At 47.4% G+C, this 24282-nt stretch carries 27 protein-coding genes; 8 read left to right on the top strand and 19 right to left on the bottom strand.

Annotated features, from left to right (window positions below; genetic code table 11):
* Positions 1-99 precede the first annotated feature (99 nt).
* The 5 genes from E1919_RS14730 to E1919_RS14710 form a co-directional block, all read right to left on the bottom strand.
* The gene (locus E1919_RS14730; protein ID WP_162054165.1) at positions 100-576 is read right to left on the bottom strand and encodes a DinB family protein; all 477 of its coding nucleotides are present in this window, start codon (positions 574-576) and stop codon (positions 100-102) included.
* 3 nt (positions 577-579) lie between these two features.
* On the bottom strand, positions 580-954 hold the full coding sequence (locus E1919_RS14725) for a DUF6970 domain-containing protein (protein ID WP_202915915.1): 375 nt from the start codon (positions 952-954) through the stop codon (positions 580-582).
* Between the two features lie 81 nt (positions 955-1035).
* Positions 1036-1416 carry a diacylglycerol kinase family protein gene (locus E1919_RS14720; RefSeq protein ID WP_162054164.1) on the bottom strand — a complete coding sequence of 127 codons (381 nt, stop codon included), beginning with the start codon at positions 1414-1416 and terminating at the stop codon, positions 1036-1038.
* Positions 1417-1575: 159 nt separating this feature from the next.
* Complete coding sequence (locus tag E1919_RS14715; protein ID WP_162054163.1) at positions 1576-1974, bottom strand: methionine-R-sulfoxide reductase; 399 nt, start codon at positions 1972-1974, stop codon at positions 1576-1578.
* Positions 1975-2072: 98 nt separating this feature from the next.
* The gene (locus E1919_RS14710; protein ID WP_162054162.1) at positions 2073-2282 is read right to left on the bottom strand and encodes an alkylphosphonate utilization protein; all 210 of its coding nucleotides are present in this window, start codon (positions 2280-2282) and stop codon (positions 2073-2075) included.
* 445 nt (positions 2283-2727) lie between these two features.
* Between E1919_RS14710 and E1919_RS14705 the strand changes: the two genes are divergently transcribed.
* Positions 2728-3171 (top strand): hypothetical protein, encoded by a 444-nt coding sequence (locus E1919_RS14705; protein ID WP_162054161.1) that lies wholly within the window; start codon positions 2728-2730, stop codon positions 3169-3171.
* 430 nt (positions 3172-3601) lie between these two features.
* On the opposite strand, the gene E1919_RS14700 is transcribed toward E1919_RS14705, so the two are convergent.
* The 8 genes from E1919_RS14700 to E1919_RS14665 all read right to left on the bottom strand — a co-directional run bounded on the left by E1919_RS14700 (position 3602) and on the right by E1919_RS14665 (position 10576).
* On the bottom strand, positions 3602-4078 hold the full coding sequence (locus E1919_RS14700; RefSeq protein WP_162054160.1) for a YdeI/OmpD-associated family protein: 477 nt from the start codon (positions 4076-4078) through the stop codon (positions 3602-3604).
* Entirely contained in the window at positions 4078-5094 is a 1017-nt protein-coding gene (locus E1919_RS14695; protein ID WP_162054159.1) for a hypothetical protein, read from the bottom strand. Before E1919_RS14695 ends, E1919_RS14700 begins: the two co-directional genes overlap by 1 nt.
* 222 nt (positions 5095-5316) lie before the next feature.
* Entirely contained in the window at positions 5317-6285 is a 969-nt protein-coding gene (gene rlmF, locus E1919_RS14690; RefSeq protein ID WP_162054158.1) for a 23S rRNA (adenine(1618)-N(6))-methyltransferase RlmF, read from the bottom strand.
* An 86-nt stretch (positions 6286-6371) separates the two neighbouring features.
* The gene (locus E1919_RS14685; protein WP_162054157.1) at positions 6372-6848 is read right to left on the bottom strand and encodes a PIN domain-containing protein; all 477 of its coding nucleotides are present in this window, start codon (positions 6846-6848) and stop codon (positions 6372-6374) included.
* Positions 6838-7620, bottom strand: a complete 783-nt coding sequence (locus E1919_RS14680) for a hypothetical protein (protein WP_162054156.1) — start codon at positions 7618-7620, stop codon at positions 6838-6840. The genes E1919_RS14685 and E1919_RS14680 overlap by 11 nt, the downstream gene beginning before the upstream one ends.
* Before the next feature lie 152 nt (positions 7621-7772).
* Positions 7773-9170 (bottom strand): class II fumarate hydratase, encoded by a 1398-nt coding sequence (gene fumC / locus E1919_RS14675; RefSeq protein WP_162054155.1) that lies wholly within the window; start codon positions 9168-9170, stop codon positions 7773-7775.
* A gap of 182 nt (positions 9171-9352) precedes the next feature.
* Positions 9353-10069 (bottom strand): hypothetical protein, encoded by a 717-nt coding sequence (locus E1919_RS14670; protein WP_162054154.1) that lies wholly within the window; start codon positions 10067-10069, stop codon positions 9353-9355.
* A gap of 24 nt (positions 10070-10093) precedes the next feature.
* Positions 10094-10576, bottom strand: a complete 483-nt coding sequence (locus tag E1919_RS14665; RefSeq protein ID WP_162054153.1) for an Mpo1 family 2-hydroxy fatty acid dioxygenase — start codon at positions 10574-10576, stop codon at positions 10094-10096.
* A 254-nt stretch (positions 10577-10830) separates the two neighbouring features.
* Here E1919_RS14665 and E1919_RS14660 point away from each other — a divergent pair, with 254 nt between their 5' ends.
* The 5 genes from E1919_RS14660 (at position 10831) to E1919_RS14640 (ending at position 18856) form a co-directional block, all read left to right on the top strand.
* Positions 10831-13749: a CHASE domain-containing protein gene (locus E1919_RS14660; RefSeq protein ID WP_162054152.1), complete on the top strand. Its 2919-nt coding sequence runs from the start codon at positions 10831-10833 to the stop codon at positions 13747-13749.
* A gap of 146 nt (positions 13750-13895) precedes the next feature.
* The gene (radA, locus tag E1919_RS14655) at positions 13896-15275 is read left to right on the top strand and encodes a DNA repair protein RadA (protein WP_162054151.1); all 1380 of its coding nucleotides are present in this window, start codon (positions 13896-13898) and stop codon (positions 15273-15275) included.
* A 286-nt stretch (positions 15276-15561) separates the two neighbouring features.
* Entirely contained in the window at positions 15562-16743 is a 1182-nt protein-coding gene (locus E1919_RS14650; protein ID WP_162054150.1) for a baeRF3 domain-containing protein, read from the top strand.
* 120 nt (positions 16744-16863) lie between these two features.
* Complete coding sequence (locus E1919_RS14645) at positions 16864-17886, top strand: SPASM domain-containing protein (protein ID WP_162054149.1); 1023 nt, start codon at positions 16864-16866, stop codon at positions 17884-17886.
* A 37-nt stretch (positions 17887-17923) separates the two neighbouring features.
* The gene (locus E1919_RS14640) at positions 17924-18856 is read left to right on the top strand and encodes a mechanosensitive ion channel family protein (RefSeq protein WP_162054148.1); all 933 of its coding nucleotides are present in this window, start codon (positions 17924-17926) and stop codon (positions 18854-18856) included.
* An 84-nt stretch (positions 18857-18940) separates the two neighbouring features.
* On the opposite strand, the gene E1919_RS14635 is transcribed toward E1919_RS14640, so the two are convergent.
* The 6 genes from E1919_RS14635 to E1919_RS14610 all read right to left on the bottom strand — a co-directional run bounded on the left by E1919_RS14635 (position 18941) and on the right by E1919_RS14610 (position 22872).
* On the bottom strand, positions 18941-19279 hold the full coding sequence (locus E1919_RS14635; RefSeq protein WP_162054147.1) for a hypothetical protein: 339 nt from the start codon (positions 19277-19279) through the stop codon (positions 18941-18943).
* 132 nt (positions 19280-19411) lie between these two features.
* Positions 19412-19597 (bottom strand): FeoB-associated Cys-rich membrane protein, encoded by a 186-nt coding sequence (locus E1919_RS14630; RefSeq protein WP_162054146.1) that lies wholly within the window; start codon positions 19595-19597, stop codon positions 19412-19414.
* Positions 19598-19628: 31 nt separating this feature from the next.
* Complete coding sequence (locus E1919_RS14625; protein WP_162054145.1) at positions 19629-20432, bottom strand: inositol monophosphatase family protein; 804 nt, start codon at positions 20430-20432, stop codon at positions 19629-19631.
* Entirely contained in the window at positions 20429-21661 is a 1233-nt protein-coding gene (locus tag E1919_RS14620; protein WP_162054144.1) for an Lnb N-terminal periplasmic domain-containing protein, read from the bottom strand. Before E1919_RS14620 ends, E1919_RS14625 begins: the two co-directional genes overlap by 4 nt.
* Before the next feature lies 1 nt (position 21662).
* Positions 21663-22373 (bottom strand): 16S rRNA (cytidine(1402)-2'-O)-methyltransferase, encoded by a 711-nt coding sequence (rsmI, locus tag E1919_RS14615; RefSeq protein WP_162054143.1) that lies wholly within the window; start codon positions 22371-22373, stop codon positions 21663-21665.
* Between the two features lie 226 nt (positions 22374-22599).
* Entirely contained in the window at positions 22600-22872 is a 273-nt protein-coding gene (locus E1919_RS14610) for a 4a-hydroxytetrahydrobiopterin dehydratase (protein ID WP_262888719.1), read from the bottom strand.
* Between the two features lie 102 nt (positions 22873-22974).
* Between E1919_RS14610 and E1919_RS14605 the strand changes: the two genes are divergently transcribed.
* Both E1919_RS14605 and E1919_RS14600 read left to right on the top strand, forming a co-directional pair.
* Positions 22975-23832, top strand: coding sequence for an SDR family oxidoreductase (locus tag E1919_RS14605; protein WP_162054141.1), 858 nt, complete (start codon positions 22975-22977; stop codon positions 23830-23832).
* Between the two features lie 98 nt (positions 23833-23930).
* The gene (locus E1919_RS14600; protein WP_162054140.1) at positions 23931-24233 is read left to right on the top strand and encodes a hypothetical protein; all 303 of its coding nucleotides are present in this window, start codon (positions 23931-23933) and stop codon (positions 24231-24233) included.
* Positions 24234-24282 lie beyond the last annotated feature (49 nt).

The raw sequence follows: 24282 nt of genomic DNA, 5'->3' as shown, positions 1-24282 counted from the left end.
ACTTAAGGCTGATTAAGATGACAAATTAGTAAAAGCAGATGCTTCCGCTTATCCTTCTCTTTCGTCCTTTGTCCAAAAGTCCTACTTCTAATGTCAAATCTAAAACACCTGCCCCATCAGCTCACGCACATAAGTTACGTAATCTGTGTTTGGAGGCGTATGGCCGTTTTTGCGCAGGTCAGTGGCCGTTTGGGCACGATGGTACGTGGCGTGGTTGAAGGCGTGCGTCAGAATATCCAGCACGCGGGTGCTGTACTTGTTGCCGAGGCTATTGCTGTAATCAATCAGGCGGTCGAATTCTGCTTCGTCGGCATTCTGCGCCAGTTCGGCTATTTTATAAGAAGAGTATTCATGTAGGTTCTTTAGCTCTTCCAGGTTGTGCTCCTGCCATACTTTTACAGAGCTCTCGGTGCCGGTGATGCGGGCAATCCAGATAGCCTGTGCATTAAGGGCATGGCTAAACAGGCGGGCCGCATTAGCAGGCACTTCCGGCAGGCTGCTGAATACGTCCAGCATTGTCTTGTTGGCCCAGATATTATATTCTGATAGGTTTTTCAGTACGTCGTTTCCAGTCATTTTTTATTTTTCTCGTTTATCTTCCCAAATTAAAGTTTCGTCTTTTCGCTGCTCAAAAAAGTCGGGGCAGCGGCCGTCGCCCTTGCCTGTTATACCACCGTCCGGCTCACAGATGATGTTTCCGTACATATCATATACCTTCCCCGGTATATCGCAGCAGCGGCCCGTGACATAGTATACCTCCTGGTCTTTATAAGTATAGCGGTAAACTTTGGCAGGCGGGTTAGCGGTTGCCTCTTCCTGCATCTGCTGAATCATTTGGTTTAGCCAGGGAGCACCCTGTGCGTTGGCGGTAGCGGCCTCTGATATTATCGGCGACACACCCGGTTTGCAGGCAGCCATTGTTACAGCTGCAGCTAATGTAAATGCCCAAACCATAGTGCCTGCTTTTGTCATGATGCCTTATCTGATTAGCGGAGCAAAGGTAACAAACCTGTCTTTATATGAAAGCCTGCTGAATTAACCTTTTACGTAGGCTTCCCAATAGGGTATAAAGATAACCAAGCCGATAATTGCCGCTGTGATAGCTGCCATCAGCACGGCTCCTGCCGCTAAATCCTTGGTCTTGCCAGCCAGAATATTATACTCCGGCGAAACAAGGTTGACGAGCGTTTCAATGGAGGTATTAAAGATTTCTGCCATCCATACTAAGCCGACACAGAAGATGAGCAGGCACCACTCCATGCGCGTCACTTCGAAGCGGTACGCCATCACAAACACAATGATGCTTGCCAGCACATGGAGGTGCATGTTGGGTTCGGTGCGGAAGACGGCAGTCATACCCTTGAACGCAAACTTAAAGCTGTTGTAGCGGGTGCTAAAAAAGGAAGGTCGGCGCATTTTATCGGTTTGGATGGTGCTAGATACCTATGCTAGGACTTTACTTGTACAGGAAGTATAAAGTTACCATCTCCTCTTTATGAAGCCATTGGAGCACATAGCTTTCAGTAAAAAACAGAAGGCAGATGAGTTCCCCCATCTGCCTTCTGCCCTGCTGTTCTATTGCTTCTCCAGTTCATCCACTGGCACAAACTTCATTGAGAGTGAGTTTACGCAGTGGCGTATGTTCTTTGGCGTCAGGTATTCGCCCGCAAATACGTGGCCCAGGTGTGCCTCGCAGTTGGCGCATACAATCTCGGTGCGGCGACCGTCAGCATCTGGCACACGCTTCACCGCTCCGGTTATCTCATCGTCAAAGCTTGGCCAGCCGCAGTGTGACTCAAACTTGTATTCTGAGGTATAAAGAGGGTTGTTGCAGCGCTTGCACAGGTATACACCTTCTGCTTTGTTGTGCTCATACTCCCCTGTTCCCGGGTATTCGGTGCCTTTGTTTACAATGATGCGTGCTTCTTCTGGTGTGAGCTTATTATATTCTGATGGGTCTTTCGCTACTTTCATAAGTTTCTGTTTTTACTGGTTGTTACGTTGAAAATATAAACATGTAAAAGACCAAAAGGGTTTGAGGTGGCGGAGTGGCAGAAGAAGATGGTGTATGTTCAGGCTTTCTTCAGGTACATGGTCTGCAGCACTACCTGGCTTTTGCCAATGCGGCACTTTACTTCATCAGGACTATTTGTCAGACGGATACTCTTGATCACGTTGCCTCGCTTCAAAGTAGTGGGCATGCCTTTTACTTTTAAATCTTTAATAACGTGTACAGCATCACCGTCGTTGAGGATGTTGCCGTTGCTGTCTTTTGCTTCCATTACTTTACTTGTTTAGCGCCAAAGGTAGCCATTCTGTAAGAATGGGATGTTTTACGGCATAAAAGGAGAAGCAATGCCCGTTGTATCCGTCGACAGGTTTCGCATAAAAAATATTAGCTGTTGGATGTCTGTGGTTCAGGCATTTCCGACAGGTAAATGACCAGCCTCTCAATTAATTTTTTCTTGTTTTTACGCAGCACACCAGAAGGTCTTCAGAGTCAGCTATAACATAAGATAGTCTTTACTTTTGATTTAGCTTCGTTCACCCTAAAAAACTCGTAGCTAGTCACTTATGAGGCACTGGAAAGAACAAGAGCAGAGGCAACTTCGTTCTCAATTGAAAGAGACATTTCCTGGATCTAATAGGTAAATACCTGGACCTGATGACTGTCTGAGACTAAGTGCCTTCAGAATCTTTTTTTTAATATTTTAAAGCGTAAGCACTATGAACATGTACACAACTTTCTTTCGAAATTTGTTTGGTGCCAAGGATCAACCTTCAGGTGCCAGAGAGCCAAGGCAGGTAATTGTTACTTCTTCGTCGCAGCCAGAAGTTTTGCAGAAGAGAATGCGGGAAGAGAAATTATCTCACGGCGAAACAGTGACAGCCAACCTATCTCCTGTTCGGTTGGAGAAGAGACAGGGTAAGATGGTGCTGTACTTCTGCCCAATGAAATCCATTGAGGTTCTTGAAACAGTTACTATCGGTGATGGAGGCAGCCTTCCGGACCAGGCTAAAGTGGAGGGGCTCACCATACCTGAAAACCTGAAAGAAGGGTTCTACAAACTGAAAAATGTTACCTTAACCTCCAATGGAACCATGCAGGTGAAAGCAACAGAAAAAACCAAGTGGGAAACTGCAGGTTTTGAGTATTACTTGAATCTATAATAAGAGCATGTTCAGAATTTACACTTTGAGCTGAAGAGTGCGCGCTTCTGGAACCTGACGGCAGCTTTCCCGATGGAATCGGGACGTTTAAATTTTGCGAAACAGCGCTGGTATTATACTCAGAACGAGCCTTGTCAGAACCTAGTATCACTCATTTTAGCTTTTAAAACAAGATTCAAACATGCGCTAATCCGGTTCAAGAAGAGGCTTCTATGGATAGATTAGCAAAACCAGAAGCAGGCACTTTATACTTTCTTGCTTAGATTAAGATTGTTTAAGTTGCAAGCAAGAAGCAGCTAAGCCATAGTTTGATACGCTGATAAACTATAGCTTAGCTGCTTCCTGTTTGTCGCTTTTGACGAAGTTTGTTGCAAGCTACTCTGATTCACTAGCCTGCAGATAAGTGCCAAACATGAATTTGGCTCACTTCTTATTTATGCTGCTTTTGGCTACACAGCATCTTATTGATGGTCTGGACGATACGCTCCACTTTGGTTTCATCTGTCTTGGCAGTATAAATCCAATCTACAAAGGTTTTTTGCCCTCCTTGAGTACAGTTCTGAAATGCTTCATATGCAGCTGGTTCATCCTTGAGGCAAATAAGTAGTTCTTCCGGTACCTCCTGCGGTGTATTGTCAGCATATAGCGTCACATGCACCCAATCGCCCTCTTTCTTTCCTAGCTTCTTCCTGATTTCCGCCTTTACTGGGAGAAAAAGGCTCCCGTTGCCCATCGGCATTAAACGATAGCCCTCCAGTTCATAGCTGTCGATGTTGCCCCTCACCCTAACCCAGCCAAATGGCGCATGTTTATCCTGCAGAACCTCCGGAATGGAAGCGTAGGTCCAACCCCCTTTCCCCGGGAATTTCTCTAGCAGGTAGGCTTTATTGGTTAGTGGCGCATCCATTACAAACAACTACAGCCAAACAAATCTACTTCTGCATACCATAAATAAACTACCTTACTGCCCATCTTCATTACTAAACCTCTTAAAGGAGTCTCCAACTCATTGTTTAGTGGAAAAGTGTCTGCATAGGTAAAGTAAATGTCATCTACACCTTTAAGTGCAGCAAAGGTTTTTTCATGCTCTCTGCTGTTCGGGCAATCTTCACATACCTTTTTAACCTGACGCTGCAGCTGCGCATCAATTGCCGGGTAATTCCTGTAGGCCAGATCCAGATTGTACCTGCTCCCGAAAAGCACTTTATCAGTGGATTTGAAAGGTTGACTGTCTATCAGGTAGTTGTAGTACTCCAGGCACTCACCAGCGTAGGAACCAAAGTTGACCACTTTTGTCTGCACTTTTCTTCCGGTAGTGAAAGCGGTAAATGTTTGGTCGGTGTTCGTGAACAGAGAATCTGCCAACTCCGTGTGAAAAACCACCTCACCTATAGCTGTACTGTCTATTGTAGCTGTGAGCCTGCTGCTTGTTAATATTTTATTTTCAACCGAGATGTCTATAAATGATTCGCTTGTGTGGTCATAAGCCGGGAAACCGAAAATGCCAAGCTCTTTCTCCTCTAACTTAAAAATGGGAAACAGGAGCTGCTCTGTAGTGGGTACCGCATGTGCTTCTACTACAGATTGGTTCAGGTATGTTTCCAGGGCGAGCAAGAATGCTTTGTTCTGCTCTGTGAGCTCCGGGTTCGCTAAAGCCTTTGGCAAAACAACTGTGGTATAAAATGCTGCCTTAGTTGCATTCAGCTCCTCCCACTCTTCCATATAGGCGGAACACTCCCGTATCAGCGCTTCGTTAGCCTCTTCAGCCGCTTTATATGTGCTGTCCGCTGCTGCGGGAGTCTCTTTGCCCATGGCAGTTTCTATCGCGTCCAGGTCGGGTTGCGTCTCTTTTTGCTTGCACGAAAATGCAAAGTATATTATCAGAAGACAGAGAGTATAATTGAAGCGGTAGTGTTGTTTCATGGTGTTTGCCTTGTATAGGGCGTGAAGACTTTAGAAATTTATTTCAATTGTTGTTACCCATACCCGGGAACGGCAGAAAAATAAAACTTAACTGGCAACATAGCTACTATAAATATTAAGTAAAAATTTTATCTACAAAAGCAGATACTATTACAGCCAGACGCATTATGAAGGTTTGTAGCACTAGCCTTAAGACTGAATCAGCGTTTGCTGAACACTGCTTTATTGCCATTTAGCCTCTACCCATTTCTGCTGCTGCTCTGGGTTAAGGAAGGTCCAGGCGACGAGGCGGCTTGTCTTATTTCCCTGGCTCATGAGCATCGTTTTCACCTCCAGCGCCTCTACCTGCTTTAGTGCCTGGTATATGCTGTGGAGGTTGGTCTGCTTTGAAACCAATGTCGTAAATAAAAAGCATGAAGCAGCGAATTGCGTGCTTTGGTAAACCATATCCGTCACAAACTGCCTCTCCCCTCCTTCGCACCACAGTTCCGCTTTCTGGCCCCCAAAGTTCAGCGTTGGCTTCGCAATCTTCTGTTGCTTCAGATTCAATAACTTGCGCACTGTTCCTGCCTGCGCCTCTGCCAGGGAAGCATGAAACGGAGGGTTACATACCGTCAGATCAATTCGATCTTCCCTTTTAATGATCCCCTGGAAAATATCCTGCGGATTCTTTTGCAGCCGCAGTTCCACCTCACCTTTCAAAGCAGGATTTGATTCGACTATTGTGTTTGCCGAAGCAATGGAAACAGGGTCAATATCAGAACCTATAAAGGACCATCCGTACTCTTTGTGACCGATGATGGGATACACACAGCTTGCCCCTACACCAATATCCAAGCACCTGATGCCGCTACCAGTTGGAATTTGATTTTGGCTGGAGGCAGCAAGCAGATCGGCGGCATGATGGATATAGTCGGCTCTACCCGGAATGGGCGGGCATAAATAATCGGGTGGAATGTCCCAGTTTTGAATGCCGTAGAAGTGCGCCAGCAATGCCTTGTTCAGCATCTTAACGGCTTTCGGATCAAAGAAATCAACTGAGGTATCCTGGTAGGCGTTCAATTTTACAAAAGGCCCCAAGGCAGGGCAACTCGCCACCAGTTGCTTAAAATTATAGCGTACCCGATGCCTGTTACGCGGGTGTAAACCCGGTTTTTCTTCCGGATGTGATTTCTTTTTTTGAGGGGGCATGGCGGCAGGTCATTTCTCTTTTACGCAAAATTAGAAAAGCAGCTCCATATAAGGGCTGCTTTTCTAATTTTAACTACAATGATGTCCTAAAAATCCAATATTCCAAAACGCTCGTTGTACGGCATATTTATATCTATAATTTTAAAAGAAGGTGATAAGGCTGCATCTAGTATTTTGTAAATCTTTTTACATTCTTGATCAGAAGTCATGAAATACTTGACAGATTTATCTGTGTCAGCTTGAGCAAAAAGTTTAGAATCATTTGGGATAATATTTCTATTAGTGAGTTCTAAAGTACCTTTTTCTTTAAATACTATATTTGCAAACTCACCCGCACGAATTCCATGATCAGTATTAAATGGCAAGACTTGTAAGTTCCTCCATGGAAGTTCATCAAACTTACCTCTAACGCAGTATTCTGCTATTGAAATGGTAGAACATTTTAGTATAAAATCTTTGTCCAAGCAGTATTTAAAATAACCTAGAGCATTCTGATGCAGCTTATCATTCTCATTTAACAATCTGATAAAGAAACTGGTGTCAAGGAGTACACTATGCGTCATAGCCTCCTCTCATTTGTTCCAGCCACTCATCAGCATCACCAATGTCTTGCCAGCTTTTAGAAGCTTTTTTCATTAATGACGATAGATATGATTTATCAAATTTTGGGTTATAGTCTATAAGTTCAACTAATTGTAAATTAGCTTTATCAAGTTCGCCTGTGTCAAGGTTTTGCTTACCGATTGCCCGAACTCCATATTTCTTATATAGCAGGTTCTCTTCTTTGTCTTGAAGATATTCCCTATCAGTTGTGATAGTTAAAGACCCATGCTCCTCAGTATCTAAATGAATGTTCGGTTTATTTTTCCCACCTGCATTTGTAAGTGTACCGTAAAAATAAAACTCAGCATCAACCCAAAAATTTTGAGTTCTGTTGAACCTTGTGTCTTTGTTTATAAGTAATTCGTTAGAATTGGCTACAGAGGTTCTTATTTCTATTTCAAAATCTCGTTTAATCGCGTTTACTTGAAGTGTTTCAATTGCTTTGGCAGATTGAACCTCTAAGAAATCAATAGATTCTGTGCTTGCTACTTGACCTATGATAGCATTAAATCCAATAATGGCTTGAATACTAGTTTTTATAATGTGCTTGACAGAGCCTTTTTCAATGTCATAGCTTATCAAAGGCCTATCTTTCTTGTTGTTTGGAAACAGTAAGTTCTCTGCAGTCTGTAAAACCGAGATTATATCTTTAATATCGTAATTATCAGGTAATAACTCTAAGTTTCCTGTTTTACCAACAACTCGTATTTCTATATGACCTTGATTTTCCAATCTTTTTAGATTTTATACAAATAAACGAATAAAGTTGATATTCCGTTCTACATAACTAAACTCAAAAAACCTACAACAAAAAAGCAGCTCCAATCAGAGCTGCTCTTCTTTACTTCACTATGTCTTGCTACGTGTATCGTAATACGTATATTCTACTTCTTCAAGCTGCCAATCATATCCTCTGGCTTCACCCACTCATCGTACTGCTCATTCGTAAGTAAGTCGAGGTCGATGGCGGCCTGGCGGAGCGTAGTGCCTTCTTTGTGGGCTTTCTTCGCGATTTTGGCGGCGTTATCATACCCGATGTGTGGGTTCAGGGCGGTTACCAGCATCAGCGAGTTCTCCAGATTATCTTTGATCTTCTCTCTGTTTGGCTCAATGCCTACAGCACAGTGTTTGTCGAAGGAGTCGCAGGCGTCGCCAATCAACTGGGCGCTCATCAGCAGGTTATAAATCATCACCGGCTTAAACACGTTCAGTTCGAAGTGGCCGTTCATACCGCCTACTGATATCGCCACGTCGTTTCCAATTACCTGGGCGCAAACCATGGTCATGGCCTCGGCCTGTGTTGGGTTTACTTTACCCGGCATAATTGAAGAACCTGGCTCGTTTTCCGGAATCAAAATCTCAGCGATACCAGAACGTGGGCCTGACGCCAGCAAACGGATGTCGTTGGCAATCTTCATCAGGCTTACAGCCAGTTGCTTTAAAGCACCGGAAGTTTCTACAATGGCATCATGGGCAGCAAGCGCCTCAAATTTGTTTGGTGCCGTGATAAACTCATGACCGGCAAACTCAGATATTTTCTGGGCTACCAGTTCGGCATAGCCTTCCGGCGTGTTAAGGCCTGTTCCTACGGCAGAACCGCCCAGTGCCAGCGTGCTCAGGTGTTCCAGGGTGTTGCGAAGCGCCTTCATACCATACTCCAGCTGGGCTACATACCCGGAAAGCTCCTGGCCCAGCGTCAGTGGCGTGGCGTCCATGAGGTGCGTGCGGCCAATCTTAACCACATCCATATACTCCTCCGACTTCCCGTGTAGTGTGTCGCGCAGCTTCTGAATCATGGGCAGCGTGTGCTCTACCACTTTCTTATAACCCGCAATATGCATGGCCGTGGGGAAGGTGTCGTTTGAAGACTGCGATTTGTTCACGTCGTCGTTCGGATGAACCTGCTTCTTCTCGTCCATCAGGTCGCCGCCCAGCAATACGTGCGCCCGGTTGGCCACTACCTCGTTCACGTTCATGTTCGACTGTGTACCAGAACCTGTCTGCCATACTACCAGCGGAAACTCATCGTCCAGTTTACCAGCCAGAATTTCATCGCATACTTCGCTGATGATGTCGGCTTTGTCCTGCGCCAGCACACCTAGCTGCGCATTTGCCTGTGCCGCAGATTTCTTAAGTATAGCGAAGGCCTCAATCACCTCTTTCGGCATCGTTTGTCCGCCTATGGTGAAGTTCTCTTTTGAGCGCTGTGTCTGTGCGCCCCAGTATTTTTCTGCAGGCACCTCTATAGGCCCCATGGTGTCTTTTTCTACACGAACTTGCATATAGTTTTATCTATTAAATTGAAGAAACATGTGTCTGTGGCAAAACTATGAAATTATTCCATAAGATGCGGGCAAGCCATTGGCTGCTTTATACCTTACGCATAGGAGCAGGAATGGCTTAAAAGAGAGCGGAAAACGACAGGCACCTGCAGGCTAAGATAACACGCCCGCTATAGCACATTTTACCGAATCACCCTTTTACCTGATCGCTCTGCCAGCAACGCAATCATTTCCAGCTGCACAGGTTTCAGGTAAGTGGTGTTAATGTTTGTTTGGTCGGAGAAGGAAACCAGGTATTCGCCCTCAGCTCCCAGATACCGGATACTCTCAATTTCCTGCATGTCGTAAGCACGCTGCTCCAGCAGCAGGTTGGTAGCCTGAATCTCGTTCCGGTCTATAGTTATATGCCAGCGCAGCGCATAAAACGTAACGATGCCTGATACAACCAGCAGCACAAGTAACAGGATGCTGTACGTACGAGTAGAATGCTGCCCTTCTACCTGTTGGGTATAGGTCTTGTAAAGTTCATAATCACTGCCTAATACCGCACTTTGCACAATACGCAGTGGCAGCACCGCCAGCGTGAGCCCAAGCAGCAGACCTGGTGCGAAAAACGCCCTGAAGTTGGGCGTCATTACAAACAGGTGTTCCTCAGAGGCATGGATAATGCTGGAAAGGAGCGCCAGAACACCAGCGCTAAATACCGTTAAGACGGAGGCAAAAAAGAAATAGGCAACTGTTAGTTTCAACTCCTGCTTCTGGATGTACTTCAACTCTTCTGCTGACATGGCAGCGGTATGCTGTGCCGGCGACAACCTTCGCAAAGCATAGCGGACAACGGGCAGCAGCACAGCCACCGCAAAAAAGGCAATAAGTAAACTCTTGATAATTTCCAGCATGGGGAAAGGGTTAGTCCCGCAAAGTTAATACGGTATCCCCAATTTCCGATAAATAAAGCCAAGTAACCAGGCCGGGCCTATCAGCAGGAACTGCAGGTCTTTCAGAAAAGAAGGTTTTTTGCCCTCTACCTTATGCCCGTAGAACTGCCCAATCCAGGCAAGGATGAACACCACCAGGCAAATGAGCCAGAGCGGTGTCTCAAATGCCACCTCCACCGCCTGTACCACCCACAGCACTACGGCGCACACCAGGGCCATGCCCAGAAACATCGAAAAAGACAGGCGCAGGTAAAACAGCAGGCCCAGCAACAGGACTACAGTGCCAAAATGCACGTAAGGCTGCACCTGGGCAGGAAAAAACTCCTGCAACGCTCCACTTGGGATACTGGCCAGCAAGCCAACAACGCTGAAAAATATCAGCGGAACGCATATCCAGTGGATTAGTTTATTGGTGTGGTTCTGATGGCTCTGGCCATATTCATCAAACCATTGCTGTATTGTTCTCATGTGTATGTTGTTGATGGTGATAAATTTAACGCCGATTTTACAGAGGTTTTTCTATAGATGGAATGTACTTACTTTACCTTATTTTTACAATAATATAACGCTGCTTGAGTTTAGATTTTCTGCACCACGGCATTCATGAGGTATTGGTGACTTTTTTGTACATTTGAGAAAGGTAGAACTGCTTGCGGGGGAAACGAACAATGCAAAAGCACCTTTAGCTTTTGCCGGCAAGATGTAGCATTAAGCCATAAAACATGGAATTAGCCAGACTGGCCCGTTTTTTAAGAGATCATTATATAGCTGTATTTTCTTTTCTGCTCATATTCCTGCTCACGCTTTTTGTGTATTCAGAAACGAAGAGAAAAGCAGATGAACGAAGTAAGAAGATGTTTGAGCTGCATGCAGAACAGGCTGTCGCAGCTGTTAAGAGGCGCATGAACAACTACGTTCAGGTACTGACTGGAGCGAAAGCGCTCCTTGTTGCTTCTGATACAATAGAGCGCAGTGCCTGGCATAAATACTATAACTCGCTGAACCTGGAAGAGAATTACCCAGGCATTCAGGCACTCGGCTACACACACGTTGTCAGGCCCTCAGAGCTGGCCGCTTATGAGCGGCGCATTCGCTCTGAAGGATTCAGCGGGTTCAGTGTTTACCCTGAGGGTAAGCGGACGGAATACGCTCCCATTACTTATATAGAGCCCTTTACTGGCCGGAATCTGCGCGCCTTTGGGTTTGATATGTCCAGCGAGCCTACGCGGCAGTCAGCCATGCGGATTGCCCGCGACACAAAGCAACCAGCCTTGTCCGGAAAGGTGCGCCTGGTGCAGGAAGATGGAGAAGATGAGCAGGCAGGCTTCCTGATTTACCTGCCTTTGTACCGGGATAACGCCGATCCGGCATCCATTAAAGACCGCCAGAACCTGATCAAGGGTTTTGTATACAGTCCTTTCCGGGCTAAAGACCTGATGACCTCCATTCTGGGGCGGCAATTTGACGACATTGATGTAGAGGTATACGACGGCACCAGCTTTGCAAAGGAGTCACTGCTTTACAGCACAGACTCCACTTTGTACTACCACACCAACAACAGGACCCTCGCTTATCCGGGCACCATCAGTATCGGGAACCATACCTGGCGCCTCTTCATTACAGCAGAGCCCGATTTTGAAGGGACTGCTGAATCAGAACTGCCCTACTACATTCTGGCTGGAGGCGTAATTATCAGCTTACTGATGGGTTTTATCATCTGGTCCCTCTCCAACACCCGACGGTCCAACCGACTGAAGCAGACCATTACGGACAATGCTACGGCAGCCCTCTTCATCATTGATGCCAGAGGGTATTGTACCTTCATGAACCCGGCTGCTGAAGAAATGACAGGGTATACCTTAGAGGAGATGGAGGGAAAAACCCTGCACGAAATGGTGCACTATATGCATCCGGATGGTTCTGATTTTCCTGTAGAGGAATGCAGAATACGCACAGCTTTGGCCATAACAGAGCCGATGCGCGCCTACGAAGATATGTTCATCCATAGAGATGGGAGCTTTAGTAACGTGTCGTGTACGGTGCAGCCTATCAAAGAGAGAGGCTCCGGAACCTATGCTATTATCGAGGTGCGTGACATAACAGAAGAGAAACGCGCAAAGGAGGCGATTATTGAGAGTGAGGCGCGCTTCAGAACCATGGCCGATAACGCGCCTGTTATGATATGGGTAGGTAACCCCCAGGGGGAGTGCGTGTATGTGAACAAGCAGTGGATTGACTTTACAGGGCTCTCCTTCGAGAAAAGCATTAGCCGGGGCTGGCAAGAGGTGCTGGAACCGGAGCACATGCCGCAGTACTCTGAAGTATTTAAAAAGGCCACCGCCGCGTCAGGTTCATTTAAGATGGAAATGCGCATGCGCCGCCACGACGGAAAGTTGCGTTGGGTAATCAATACAGCTATGCCTCGCTTTGGGGTGAATGGGGAGTTTCTGGGTCACATTGGCTCTATCATTGATATTACAGAGATAAAAGAAGCAGAGCAAAAGGTGAAGCAGAATGCGGAACTGCTGCAGAAGCTGTTCTTAGAGGTACCAGCGGTGGTGGGCTTGGTGCGCGCCCAGGATTTTAAATATGTGCTGGCCAATCCGCAATACCGCCGCTTGTATGGCAACCGCCCGCTTGTAGGTAAAACTATTTACGATGCTCACACCAGCGAAGAAGGACACGGGTTTTTCCAACGCCTCGAGCGGGTGGTGGAAACAGGTGAGCCTTTTGTGGGGAACGAAACAGTTGCCACCTTCGACCGCTATAACAACGGACAACTAGAGCGCGGCTACTTTAACCTGGTGTATCAGCCACTGATATATAGCAACGGGCAGGTAGAGGCCGTGCTGGTGTTTGCCGTAGAGGTGACCGAATTAGTGAAGGCCCGCAAAGAGCTGATTAATACCAACGAGGAGTTGAGCGAGAAGAACACAGAGCTGCAGCGCATTAACAACGACCTCGACAACTTTGTATACACCGCCTCCCACGACCTGAAATCGCCTATCGCCAACATGGAAGGCCTGGCCACGCTGCTGCGCGACATCCTGCAAGGCAACCTCAACCAGGAAGACATGAAGGTGCTGGCCATGTTGCAGCAGGCTGTAAACAAACTGAAAGGCACCATTGCAGACCTGACTGAAATCACGAAAGTGCAGAAAGAGCTACAGTCGGAGGTGGAGCCGCTCTCTGTCGAGAACATGTTGCAGGACATTACCACTGATATAGATAAACTGATAAAAGAGGCTGACGCCACCATCAGCACTGATCTGGAGGTAAAGAACATCCTGTATGCCCGCAAAAATTTACGAAGTATTATCTACAACTTAGTTTCTAACGCAATCAAGTATAAGTCGCCGGAGCGGGCACCTGAAGTGCATATTGCTACCTACCAGCAGGACAGGTATATTGTGCTGGAGGTGAAGGATAATGGCCTGGGTATAAAGAAGGAGCAGCAGCATAAGCTGTTCACCATGTTTAAGCGCCTGCACAGCCATGTGGAGGGTACCGGCATTGGGCTGTACATTGTTAAGCGCATTATCGAGAACAACGGCGGTTTCATTAAAGTAGAGAGCGAGGTGGACAAAGGCACTACCTTTAAGGTGTATTTTAAGCAGGCGGCTGTGGCGGAAGTAGTGTAGCGCTTAAAGCTTGTATTGCACTTTATATGCTGCTTTTATCTTTAATTTTAAGTAAAAACAGTGATTCTTCTGCCTCTTATTTTGTTCCGATTTACTGGATAAATACATCCGGAAAACGAACAACGCATAACGAACAACAAAATTGAATGGCTAAAATAAAAACGTCTTATTTCTGCCAGAGCTGTGGTGCTCAGTCCGCAAAATGGATTGGAAAGTGCCCGGCCTGTGGCGAATGGAATACCTATGTAGAAGAAGTGGTGCAGCGCGAGGAGGTAACGCCTACTACAGCCTGGAAAGTTGGCAGCAGCACCGCACAAGTCTCTAATAAACCTAAGCCGATTGCGGATATCAGCTTTCAGGAGCAGCAGCGCGTTATCACGCAAGACCAGGAACTGAACCGCGTACTGGGAGGCGGTATCGTACCGGGCTCCATGGTGCTGATCGGGGGTGAGCCTGGCATTGGTAAAAGTACGCTGATGCTGCAGATTGCCCTAAGCCTGAGCGGTATGAAAGTGCTGTACGTGAGCGGCGAGGAAAGTGAGCAGCAGATTAAGATGCGCGCCGAGCGACTTACTGCCCAAACCTCCGACTGCTTTATCCTCACCGAAACAGGCACGCAGAACATCTTCAAGCAGATAGAGCTGGTGCGGCCGCAGGTACTCATCATCGACTCCATCCAGACCCTCCACTCCTCTTTTATAGAATCAGGCGCGGGTAGCGTGAGCCAGGTGCGCGAGTGCACAGCCGAGCTGCTGAAGTTCGCAAAAGAGAGCGGCACCCCTGTTTTCCTGATCGGGCACATCACCAAAGAAGGCAACCTGGCTGGCCCGAAGATACTGGAGCACATGGTAGACACGGTGTTGCAGTTTGAAGGCGACCGCCATATGACCTACCGCATCCTGCGCACCACCAAAAACCGCTTCGGCTCTACTTCTGAGCTGGGGATCTATGAGATGTTGGGCTCTGGCCTGCGGGAGGTAAGCAACCCCTCGGAAATCCTGATCTCGCAGCGCGAGGATGCCTTTAGCGGCATTGCCATCGGAGCTACTTTGGAGGGAAACCGCCCACTGCTGATAGAGGTGCAAAGCCTCGTGACGCCAGCTACTTACGGTACCCCGCAACGCACCAGCACCGGGTACGATGCCAAGCGCCTGAACATGCTGCTGGCGGTGCTGGAGAAACGCGGCGGCTATCGGCTGGGTGCGCAGGACGTGTTCCTGAATATGGCCGGTGGCCTGAAGGTAGAAGACCCTGCCCTGGACCTGGCCGTGTGCGCCTCCATCCTTTCCTCTTTCGAGGATATGGCCATTCCGAGCACCGCGGCCTTTGCCGCCGAAGTAGGGTTGGGTGGCGAGGTACGTGCCGTTAACCGGGTCGAGAACCGCATCAGCGAGGCTGAAAAACTTGGGTTTACAGATATTTATATCTCTAAATACAACAAGAAAGGGCTTGACTTCAGCAAATTCTCTATTAACATACATGCCTTTGGCAGGTTAGAGGAAGTGTTCAGCAACCTGTTCGGGTAAGCAGATTTTATATCCCATTTTTTCACAGAGGCAAAGAAGAGAAAGATACTGCCATGAGCTGTGGCAGCTGCCTCATGGGTTGTTCCTGCATACTGTTGTACCTGTACTTAAGCCCGATATCCTCCTGATATCAGGCTTTTTTTATATTTCAGGGAAGTGTGGGTGCTATGGCAATAGTATAGAAGGCAATAACCGTTGTTTGTTTTGCTGCGTACTTAAAACCTACCTACCGGTGCATACCGGAGACAATTATGAACTATGAAAAGCAACTATAACAACAAAGCATATGGCATTAATAAATAAAAAAGATATTGAGAAGTTGATAAATGTGCAAAGCAGCAATGGGAACGCGCTGTGCCTCTCCTTCTACTTACCCACTCACCGCGCCGGCAAAGAAACACTGAACGGACAGGACAGCCTTGCCTTTAAAAACCAGATACGGAAGGCAAAAGAGCTTTTAGAAAAACATGATGTACCTGCCGCAGAAATAGCAGAGTACATGAAGCCTGCAGAAGCTCTCTTGAACGAAAATGGCTTCTGGCGTCACCAGGGCGAAGGCTTGGCTGTGTTTATCACGAAAGGCTTTTCAACGCATTATGAGTTGCCGGTATCAATGCCAAATGAGGTTTTTGTACTTGACCAGTTTTACTTTACACCCATGCTGCCTGTCCTGAGCCAGAACGGCCGCTTCTTTATCCTGTGGCTATACCGCGAGAAAGTTGCTTTCTATGAGGCGACTATAGACAATATCAGGCAGATTGATATCAGCTCTTTTGTGCCGGAAAGCTTTAACCAGGCGCTGAAGTTTGATGTAAAAGGAAATGACCAGGACTTTACAAACTCCACCACTACCGTAAATGGCAGCAACATTGTACATGGGGCAGGTACTACGAAAGGCGATGAGGAACATAGCCGCGTGCGTGAATTTATGTTGGATATAGACAACAACCTCCAGGAGATTCTGCACAATGCCACCGAGCCGCTGGTGCTAGCCGGTGTAGACCACTATTGCAGTATTTACCGCAACATCAGCAAGTACAAGCACATTGTGGAGCAGAACATCAACGTGAACGAGGGCGGCGGAGATATGCACTCGATACACGAAAGAGCACTGGCTGTAATGAAACCACTGATGCAGAAGGGCCATTCAGAAGCACTTACACGCTACCAGAACGTGGCAGGAACAGGTTCTACTTCAGAAGATATTGCCACTGTGGCTGCTGAGGCAGTACATGGCCGCATAGATACCCTGTTTATTGCGCCAAGTGAGCCTGTGTGGGGAACTTACGATTCCGTGAAAGCAACTGCCGAGGTGCATGAGGAGTACCAGCGTGGAGATGACGACCTGATTAACCTGGCGGCTATCAAAACAATAGCACAGGGAGGTACAGTGTATGTTAGCAGCTACAATGGCTTGCAGGAAGCAACAGACGGACGTGTGAACGTAAAAGCTCTGTTCCGATACTAGGAAGCCTTAATTTTGGCTATTCGCGCCAGAAACCATAACTTAGAGGGCAGCCAGTGTGGCTGCCCTTTTTTCTTCAGCAAATGGAGCTGATACTTTCTTTGCTCCCTTAGCCTATTTTGCATGACGCTGCACCTGACCGACGGGTTAAATTTTTTATCGAAACTAACGCTGCTGCGGGCTGTGAATGCCCTGCAGGTGGTGAGCAGCTACATCTTGTCTAAAGCAACAGGCAAAGCAAGGCATTGGGGCTATCCGCTGAGCATTTCGCTGGAGCCTACTACCTCCTGCAACCTGCGCTGCCCGGAGTGCCCCAGCGGCCTGCGCTCCTTTTCCCGCCCTACCGGCATGCTGCAGGACGAGCTTTTTAAACAAACTATAGACCAGCTGCACCAACGCCTGCTCTACCTCATTTTCTACTTTCAGGGAGAGCCTTATCTGCATAAGAACTTTCTGGGCCTGGTAAAGTATGCTTCAGAAAGAGGCATCTATACTGCTACCTCCACCAACGCACATTTCCTTGACGATGAAACGGCCCGTGAAACAGTGGCATCGGGCTTAGACCGTCTTATTGTGTCTATAGACGGTACTACACAGGAGACCTACGCCGCTTACCGGGTTGGCGGTAAACTGGAGAAGGTGCTGGAGGGAACACGGAATGTGGTGAAATGGAAAAAAGCGTTGAAATCGAAAACACCGCACATCATGTTTCAGTTTTTAGTTGTGCGGCCAAACGAGCATCAACTGGAAGACGTAAAACAACTGGCACAGGAACTGGAGGTAAATGAGGTAGCGTTCAAAACCGCGCAGATTTATGACTACCAGCAAGGTTCCCCGCTCATCCCGACCATTGACTATTACTCGAGGTACAAAAATAACGGCGACGGCAGCTATACAATCAAAAATAAGCTACTGAACCACTGCTGGAAAATGTGGCATTCCTGCGTCATTACCTGGGACGGCTTAACAGTGCCCTGTTGTTTTGATAAAGATGCCGAGTACAGAATGGGTGATTTAAAAAGTAATAAATTTAAAACAGTATGGCGCGGGCCGGCATACAGCCAGTTCAGGCAACAACTGCTAGGCTCCAGGGCCAATATAGAAATGTGCCGCAACTGTACAGAAGGCACCAAAGTATGGGCATGATCATTAAACCTAAAAAAGAATCAACTTGAATAACTATATGAATGACCTGAATGAAGCAGTGGAACTGCTTTGGGGGAAACTGGAGGGTTGGGGTGCGGACATTGTATTGATGCTGCCGAACCTGTTTGTTGCGCTCGTGCTGCTGATAATAACTTTTTGGGTGGCTGGATTTGTAAAAACCCAGCTTGAGAGAGTTATCAGAAGGTTTTCGCATAGCGCAGCCCTTAACAACCTTGTCCTGACACTCCTGTACATAGGTATGCTGCTGGTCGGCTTCTTCTTTGTACTTACTGTGCTTAACCTCGATAGGGTTGTAATCTCCCTGTTGGCCGGTGTCGGTATCATTGGTTTGGCCTTAGGTTTTGCCTTTCAGGATATTGCCGCCAACTTCATTTCCGGGGTAATTATAGCTGTGCAGAAACCTTTTGGCGTAGGCGATAACATTGAAACGAACGACTATTTCGGTACCATTGAGCGTATTTCCCTCCGCACCATCGATATCCGGCAGGTGACGGGAGAACTGGTAAAGCTCCCGAATAAGATGGTGTTTGAAAACCCGCTCACCAACTTTTCTGTTTACGGTACCCGCCGTATAGATCTGGAAGTGGGTATTTCGTATGCCGAAGATTTGGAGCGTGTGCAGCAGGTAGTAACAGAAGCGCTGGAGGACGTGAAAAACCGTGTAAAAACACGCAATATCGAAGTAATGTATGATGCCTTCGGAGATTCCTCCATCAACTTCAAAGCCCGTTTCTGGGTAACATACAGCCGCCAGGTAGATTATGTATGGGCTAAGAGTGATGCCATTATCCGCATCAAGAAAGCCTTTGATGAAAACGACATCCTGATTCCATTCCCAATCCGTACGCTGGACTTTGGTATAAAAGGAGGCGAAAAACTGAACGAGCAGTTGGACGCTATCACTGCCTCTATCAAAGAAGGGAAGCGTTTAGGCAACAATGGGCAGTAAGCTTGTATGCTACTTTATGGAGATCAACTAAACAGAAAGGGCCGGTATTGACACCGGCCCTTTCTGTTTAGTTGATGATCTTAATTATTTGTCGTCTTTATCGAGGTTTTTTCCTAAATCCTCTACCTGCTTCAGAAAGGTGTCTACCTTCTCATCGGCATAAGGGCCGTAAGAGTTAGAAATAGTGCCTTTCAGTCCGGTGGTCGTTTCAAGTGCGTAAAGAATAGACATATCATCCGGGTTACTTTGTCCCTCAAAACGGTAATGGTCTACTATACGCACCTGGTCTGGGCCGAATGTTTCCTTACTATCCATGGTAGTAAGCTTTCCTTCATCGGTTACCTTGAAATCTGTTTTGTAACCGTCTTTAAACAAACGGTTCGTAACATTTACCATGGACCTTTCTTCTACTTTATCTGACATAGTATATCGCTTTAATATTGTTCTGGATTCGTATTAAACTATACGCAAAAAAGAACATAGGATACAGATAAAGAAAGAAAAATGTCGTGGGGGAGCGGCTACAGTACTTGTTTATTGATATATGAGCAGCTCTTAATGTTTGGCGGATGCAGCTTTCTTATCCAAATCCTGCTGAATCTTTTTGAAGTCAATGGAGGAGCAGGCACTACCACAACCTTTAACGCAGCCGCTTTTAGCAACAAAGCTGCGATACACCAGGCGACCCATGTAAAAAGCAGCGGCTATAAAAACGAGGAGTATAATCAGTTCCTGTACCATGCTCTAACAACTATTTGTAGGTATAAAAAGTTTACTCTGCGGTTTGCCTCCAGTGCTCTTGAATGATTTCCTGCATCTCGGAGTGAATGTTGCCGTTGCTTGCCACAATCTCCCGGCCAAATACATAATCACCGTCAGAAGCAAACTTGCTTAGCATGCCCCCTGCCTCCTGCACAATAATGCTTCCGCCTGCTACATCCCATGCATTCAGGTTATACTCGAAGAAGCCTTCGCAGCGGCCAGCCGCTACATAGGCCAGGTCCAGGGCGGCAGAGCCTAACCGCCGTATGCCATGCGATTTAGCCATAAAGCCCCCCAGCACCTGCAGGTACTGTTGCATCAGGCCGAAATCATAATAAGGGAAACCTGTGGCTATAAGTGAATTTGCCAGGGCAGGAGCCTCAGACACTTTTATGGGATTAGCGTTGCAGAAAGCGCCGCCGCCTTTATAGGCCGAGAAGCACTCATCGCGGCTAGGGTCATATACCACGCCTACTACCACTTCGTCTCCATCCAGCAGGCCCACGCTCACGCAGTATATCGGGAGGCTGTGGGTAAAGTTGGTGGTGCCATCTAAAGGGTCAATCACCCAGTTGTAGCGCTCGCCTTTTGTGCTGTCGGTACCTTCTTCGGTAATAAAACCTGCCTCCGGCAACAGTTCCCGAAGCCCCTCCACCAGTTGCACTTCCGCCTGCTTATCCACGTAAGACACCAGGTCGTTAAAGCCTTTCATTTCAATGGTGGAGGTATCGAAATTTTCCGCTTCCTGCCGGATAAAAGCACCTACACTGCGGGCAATGATATTCAGGTTCTGTGATAGTTGGCTCAGGTTCATATCGCTTTTTCTACTTTTGGAGTAAAGATTTCTGTTTTAATCTTTTTAGAGAACCATACGGTATACGCAGCTCTCAGGCCAAGGGCCAGGGTGACTGGTATAAAGGCTGTATGAAGCATTTGGGGCCACCAGGGCCAGAACAGTAGCAGTACGCCCGCCACAATGGCTGTAACCAGCATGTATTTGCTTACCCAGTCCTGCAGTTTGTTGCGGCCAAGGAAGAAAGCCACCACAACATGCGCAGGTATAGCCCAAAGCAGGTTAAAGTTGTAAGCAGTTGCTTGGTGGTCTGTTGCAAACCAGAGCAGGAGCAGTACAATGCCCATTAAACCAATCATAAAGAAAAATACCATGTCGAATACACGGCTGCGGCGGCGCTTCATCCAGTCTACTACCGTAAGGGCCAGCACAACGGCAAAAAACAGCCAAAAGACCAGTGTAGGTGTAAATATATCACGAGATATAGGGATAAGCTCCCGCTCAAAAAGCACCTGCATCTCCCCTACCAGCGGCTTTGTCTGTCCGTTTTCTGTTATCGTAGCGTTAGCAAAGCCCTTGGCCAGGTAGTCTGGCAGGAACATGTACTCATATGGCGTTGCTTCTCTGTCTATCCTGGCTCCCAGAGAAAAGTCAATCCCAAAGTCTCCCCAGGGCTGCGGTGTCAGGTATAGGTCAATCAGGTTGCGGAAACTCATGTCCTCATCAAAATGGCTGATGTTGAACCTGATTTGGTTCGGGAAGGTAGCCTCTACCCCATCGCGGATGCGGGTGGCGCAGTTATCAAAAAAGAAGTCGTAGAGGTAAAAGCGGTTGGCAGGCAGGTAATTGTTTGTCAGAAAACTCCAATACTGCTGCTTCTGCTCCTCCGTAAAATTCATTTCCTGCTCATACACCGAGCGGTTGTCCATGGTGTAGCTGTACACGAAATCCCGGAAGTAAGCAATGGAGAGCTTGTAGTTCAGCTTGCCCCGTGCGAACTTGAGGTAGAAGTTGGGCTCGTTGAAATCGAAGGTGCCGTAGTTAAAGACAATGTCGAACCCGTTCACAGGGTCGTTCACCCGCACCGCGCTATGTCCGAAAATAGCGTAGAGTTCCGGGCCGCTGGAGCAGGTAATCAGGCTTATTTTAGCCTGTGGCGAAAGCTGGATATCCTCAAACTGTGCCCATCCCTGAAAAGAGAGCAGGCAGAAGGCCAGGACTAGTCCTAATTGCTTGATGTATTTCTTCATGTTATTCTTTATCGGATTTGCTGCCTTTTGTGGCACCTGATACCACTATCACAAACTCTCCCTTAATGGCTTTAGTAGTGAAAACCTGAATGAGCTCGTCCAAAGTTCCGTTGATAGTCTCTTCAAACATCTTCGTGATTTCACGTGAAACAGAGGCCAGGCGCTCTCCCCCGAAATACTCCCCGAACTGTGTCAGCGTCTTCAGCAGGCGGTGCGGCGATTCATAGAAAATCATGGTGCGCTCCTCCTCTGCCAAACTCTGCAGGCGTGTCTGGCGGCCTTTCTTTACGGGCAGGAAACCCTCAAAGGTAAACCGATCGGTGCTGAAGCCGGACTTAACAATGGCAGGCACAAAGGCAGTGGCACCGGGCAGGCATTCGATTTTGATGTCATGCTTCAGGCACTCGCGCACCAGGTAAAAGCCCGGGTCAGAAATGCCCGGCGTGCCTGCATCTGAAATAAGCGCCATCACCTCCCCTGCCTTCAGGCGGTCTATCAGGTGGGCGGTGGCTTTGTGCTCGTTGTGCAGGTGGTGGCTGTGCATGCGCTTGTCTATGCCCAGGTGCTGCAGCAGTTTGCCGCTGGTTCGTGTGTCCTCCGCCAGAATCACATCCACCTCCTTCAGTATCCGTATGGCACGCAGTGTTATATCCTCTAAATTGCCGATGGGCGTCGGCACCAGGTATAGGTTCGTCTTTTCTTGTTCCTGCATGCGGTAAAGATAGCTTACTTAAGTTAAAAAGTTGTGAGGAGTTAGAGAGTTTGGGAGTTGTGGAGTTAGAGAGTTAAAAAGCTTAGTTGCCTAAATAAGTATAAGCTACAGGTTGAAAAACTTGAAGAACCGGCAGTACTAAATTCTTACTTTAGGCGTGTAGTTTCATTCCCGAGGTAAAATTCTTCACCTCTACAACTTTCTAACTCCACAACTCCCAAACTCTCTAACTTTTAAACTTGTCATAGATTTCCTCAATTCGCTTTGCCAGTTTGTGGTCGCGGATGGTGACGGTGTTGCCGGCGTCATGGGTATACAGTTCAATATTTACTTTGTTGTACACGTTGCTCCACCACGGGTGGTGGTCCATTTCGTGGGCCACAGCGGCCACTTCGTTCATAAAAGCCATGGCCTCCTCAAAGTCTTTGAACGTGAGGCTGCTTTTTAGCTTGTTATCTTCTTCCTTCCACATAGTTTTTATGTTTAGTTGTTTCCTGATTCGCCGCGCCTTCCGCTGCCGGTGTTCTGTGCCTGTTACAGAAACAAGCCGGGGAGACGGGCGTATAGCTAAGTTTGTAACGAACTATAACCTATAAAAGCTATGGAAAACAAACCAAAATCATTTCCGCCTCAGGAGATGGAACAGCCAGGGAAAGAGCACAAGATGAACCCGGAGCCGGAAGTTATCCGGGACAACTACAAAGGCAGCGATAAGCTGAAAGATAAAGTAGCCCTGATAACAGGCGGTGACAGCGGTATTGGCCGCTCTGTGGCAGTACACTTTGCCCGTGAGGGAGCTGATGTGGCCATTGTATACCTGAATGAGGACAAGGACGCTGAGGACACCAGGAAGATGGTCGAAAAAGAAGGAAGAAAGTGCCTGCTGATAGCCGGGGACGTGGGCGAAGAAAAGTTCTGCCGCGATGCCGTTCAGAAAACAGTGGATGAACTCGGCAAACTGGACATTCTGGTAAACAACGCCGGAGAGCAGCATGCAAAAGAGGACATCCGTGATATATCTACAGAGCAACTGCACCGCACCTTTGCCACCAACATCTTCGCGATGTTTTACTTTGTGCAGGCAGCCTTAGACCACATGAAAAAAGGCAGCACCATTATCAACACAACATCCGTGACAGCGTACCATGGCAACAAACTGCTACTCGATTACTCCTCCACAAAAGGAGCTATCCTGACCTTTACCCGTACACTGGCGCAAATGGTGGCAGACAAGGGAATACGCGTAAACGGTGTAGCACCAGGCCCTATCTGGACTCCCCTTATCCCGGCATCTTTCAGCGCAGAAAAAGTACATGAATTCGGCTCTAACACGCTGCTGAAGCGGGCTGGCCAGCCATCAGAAGTAGGACCAGCCTACGTATATCTGGCGTCAGAGGATTCCGCATTCACGATTGGCGAAACAGTGCATATCAACGGCGGCGAAATGGTGACTACCTAAATCAAACCCGGAACCCAACAGGCCTTAAAGGAGTAAAACCTATTAAGGGAGCCTTACATAACTACATAAAAGGAGCCTGTTTATTAAAAACTACGATTATGGCTGAAGATGAAGAAGATAAAAATAAACTGAAGAACCAGGAGCCCAACAAAAGGGGATTTCAGGTAATAGAAGACGACACGAGTATGGAGGAGATGCAGGCCGGGCATATTATACCGGGTGCAGATCCGCCAAAGAACGAGCACCAGCGCGGTGGCTTCGGTAACCGCGACGGAAAAGAAGGCTATGGCAGCGACACAGCTGGCAACGGACCAAGCGCTACCGGCGTAAATGATTATTCTGACGACGGTGTTCCGCCGGCGGATAATATGCGGACCGAGGAAGAAGGTCGTGGCGCTTAAGCCAATTTAAAAGTATAAGTATAGGTGCTGTAGTATGTTCTTTTTTTGC

The organism is Pontibacter pamirensis (assembly GCF_010015475.1).
In the GTDB taxonomy this organism is placed as follows: Bacteria; Bacteroidota; Bacteroidia; order Cytophagales; family Hymenobacteraceae; genus Pontibacter; species Pontibacter pamirensis.
The sequence above is the reverse complement of the archived record's forward strand: the minus strand, read 5'-3'. Positions and strand labels throughout refer to the sequence as shown.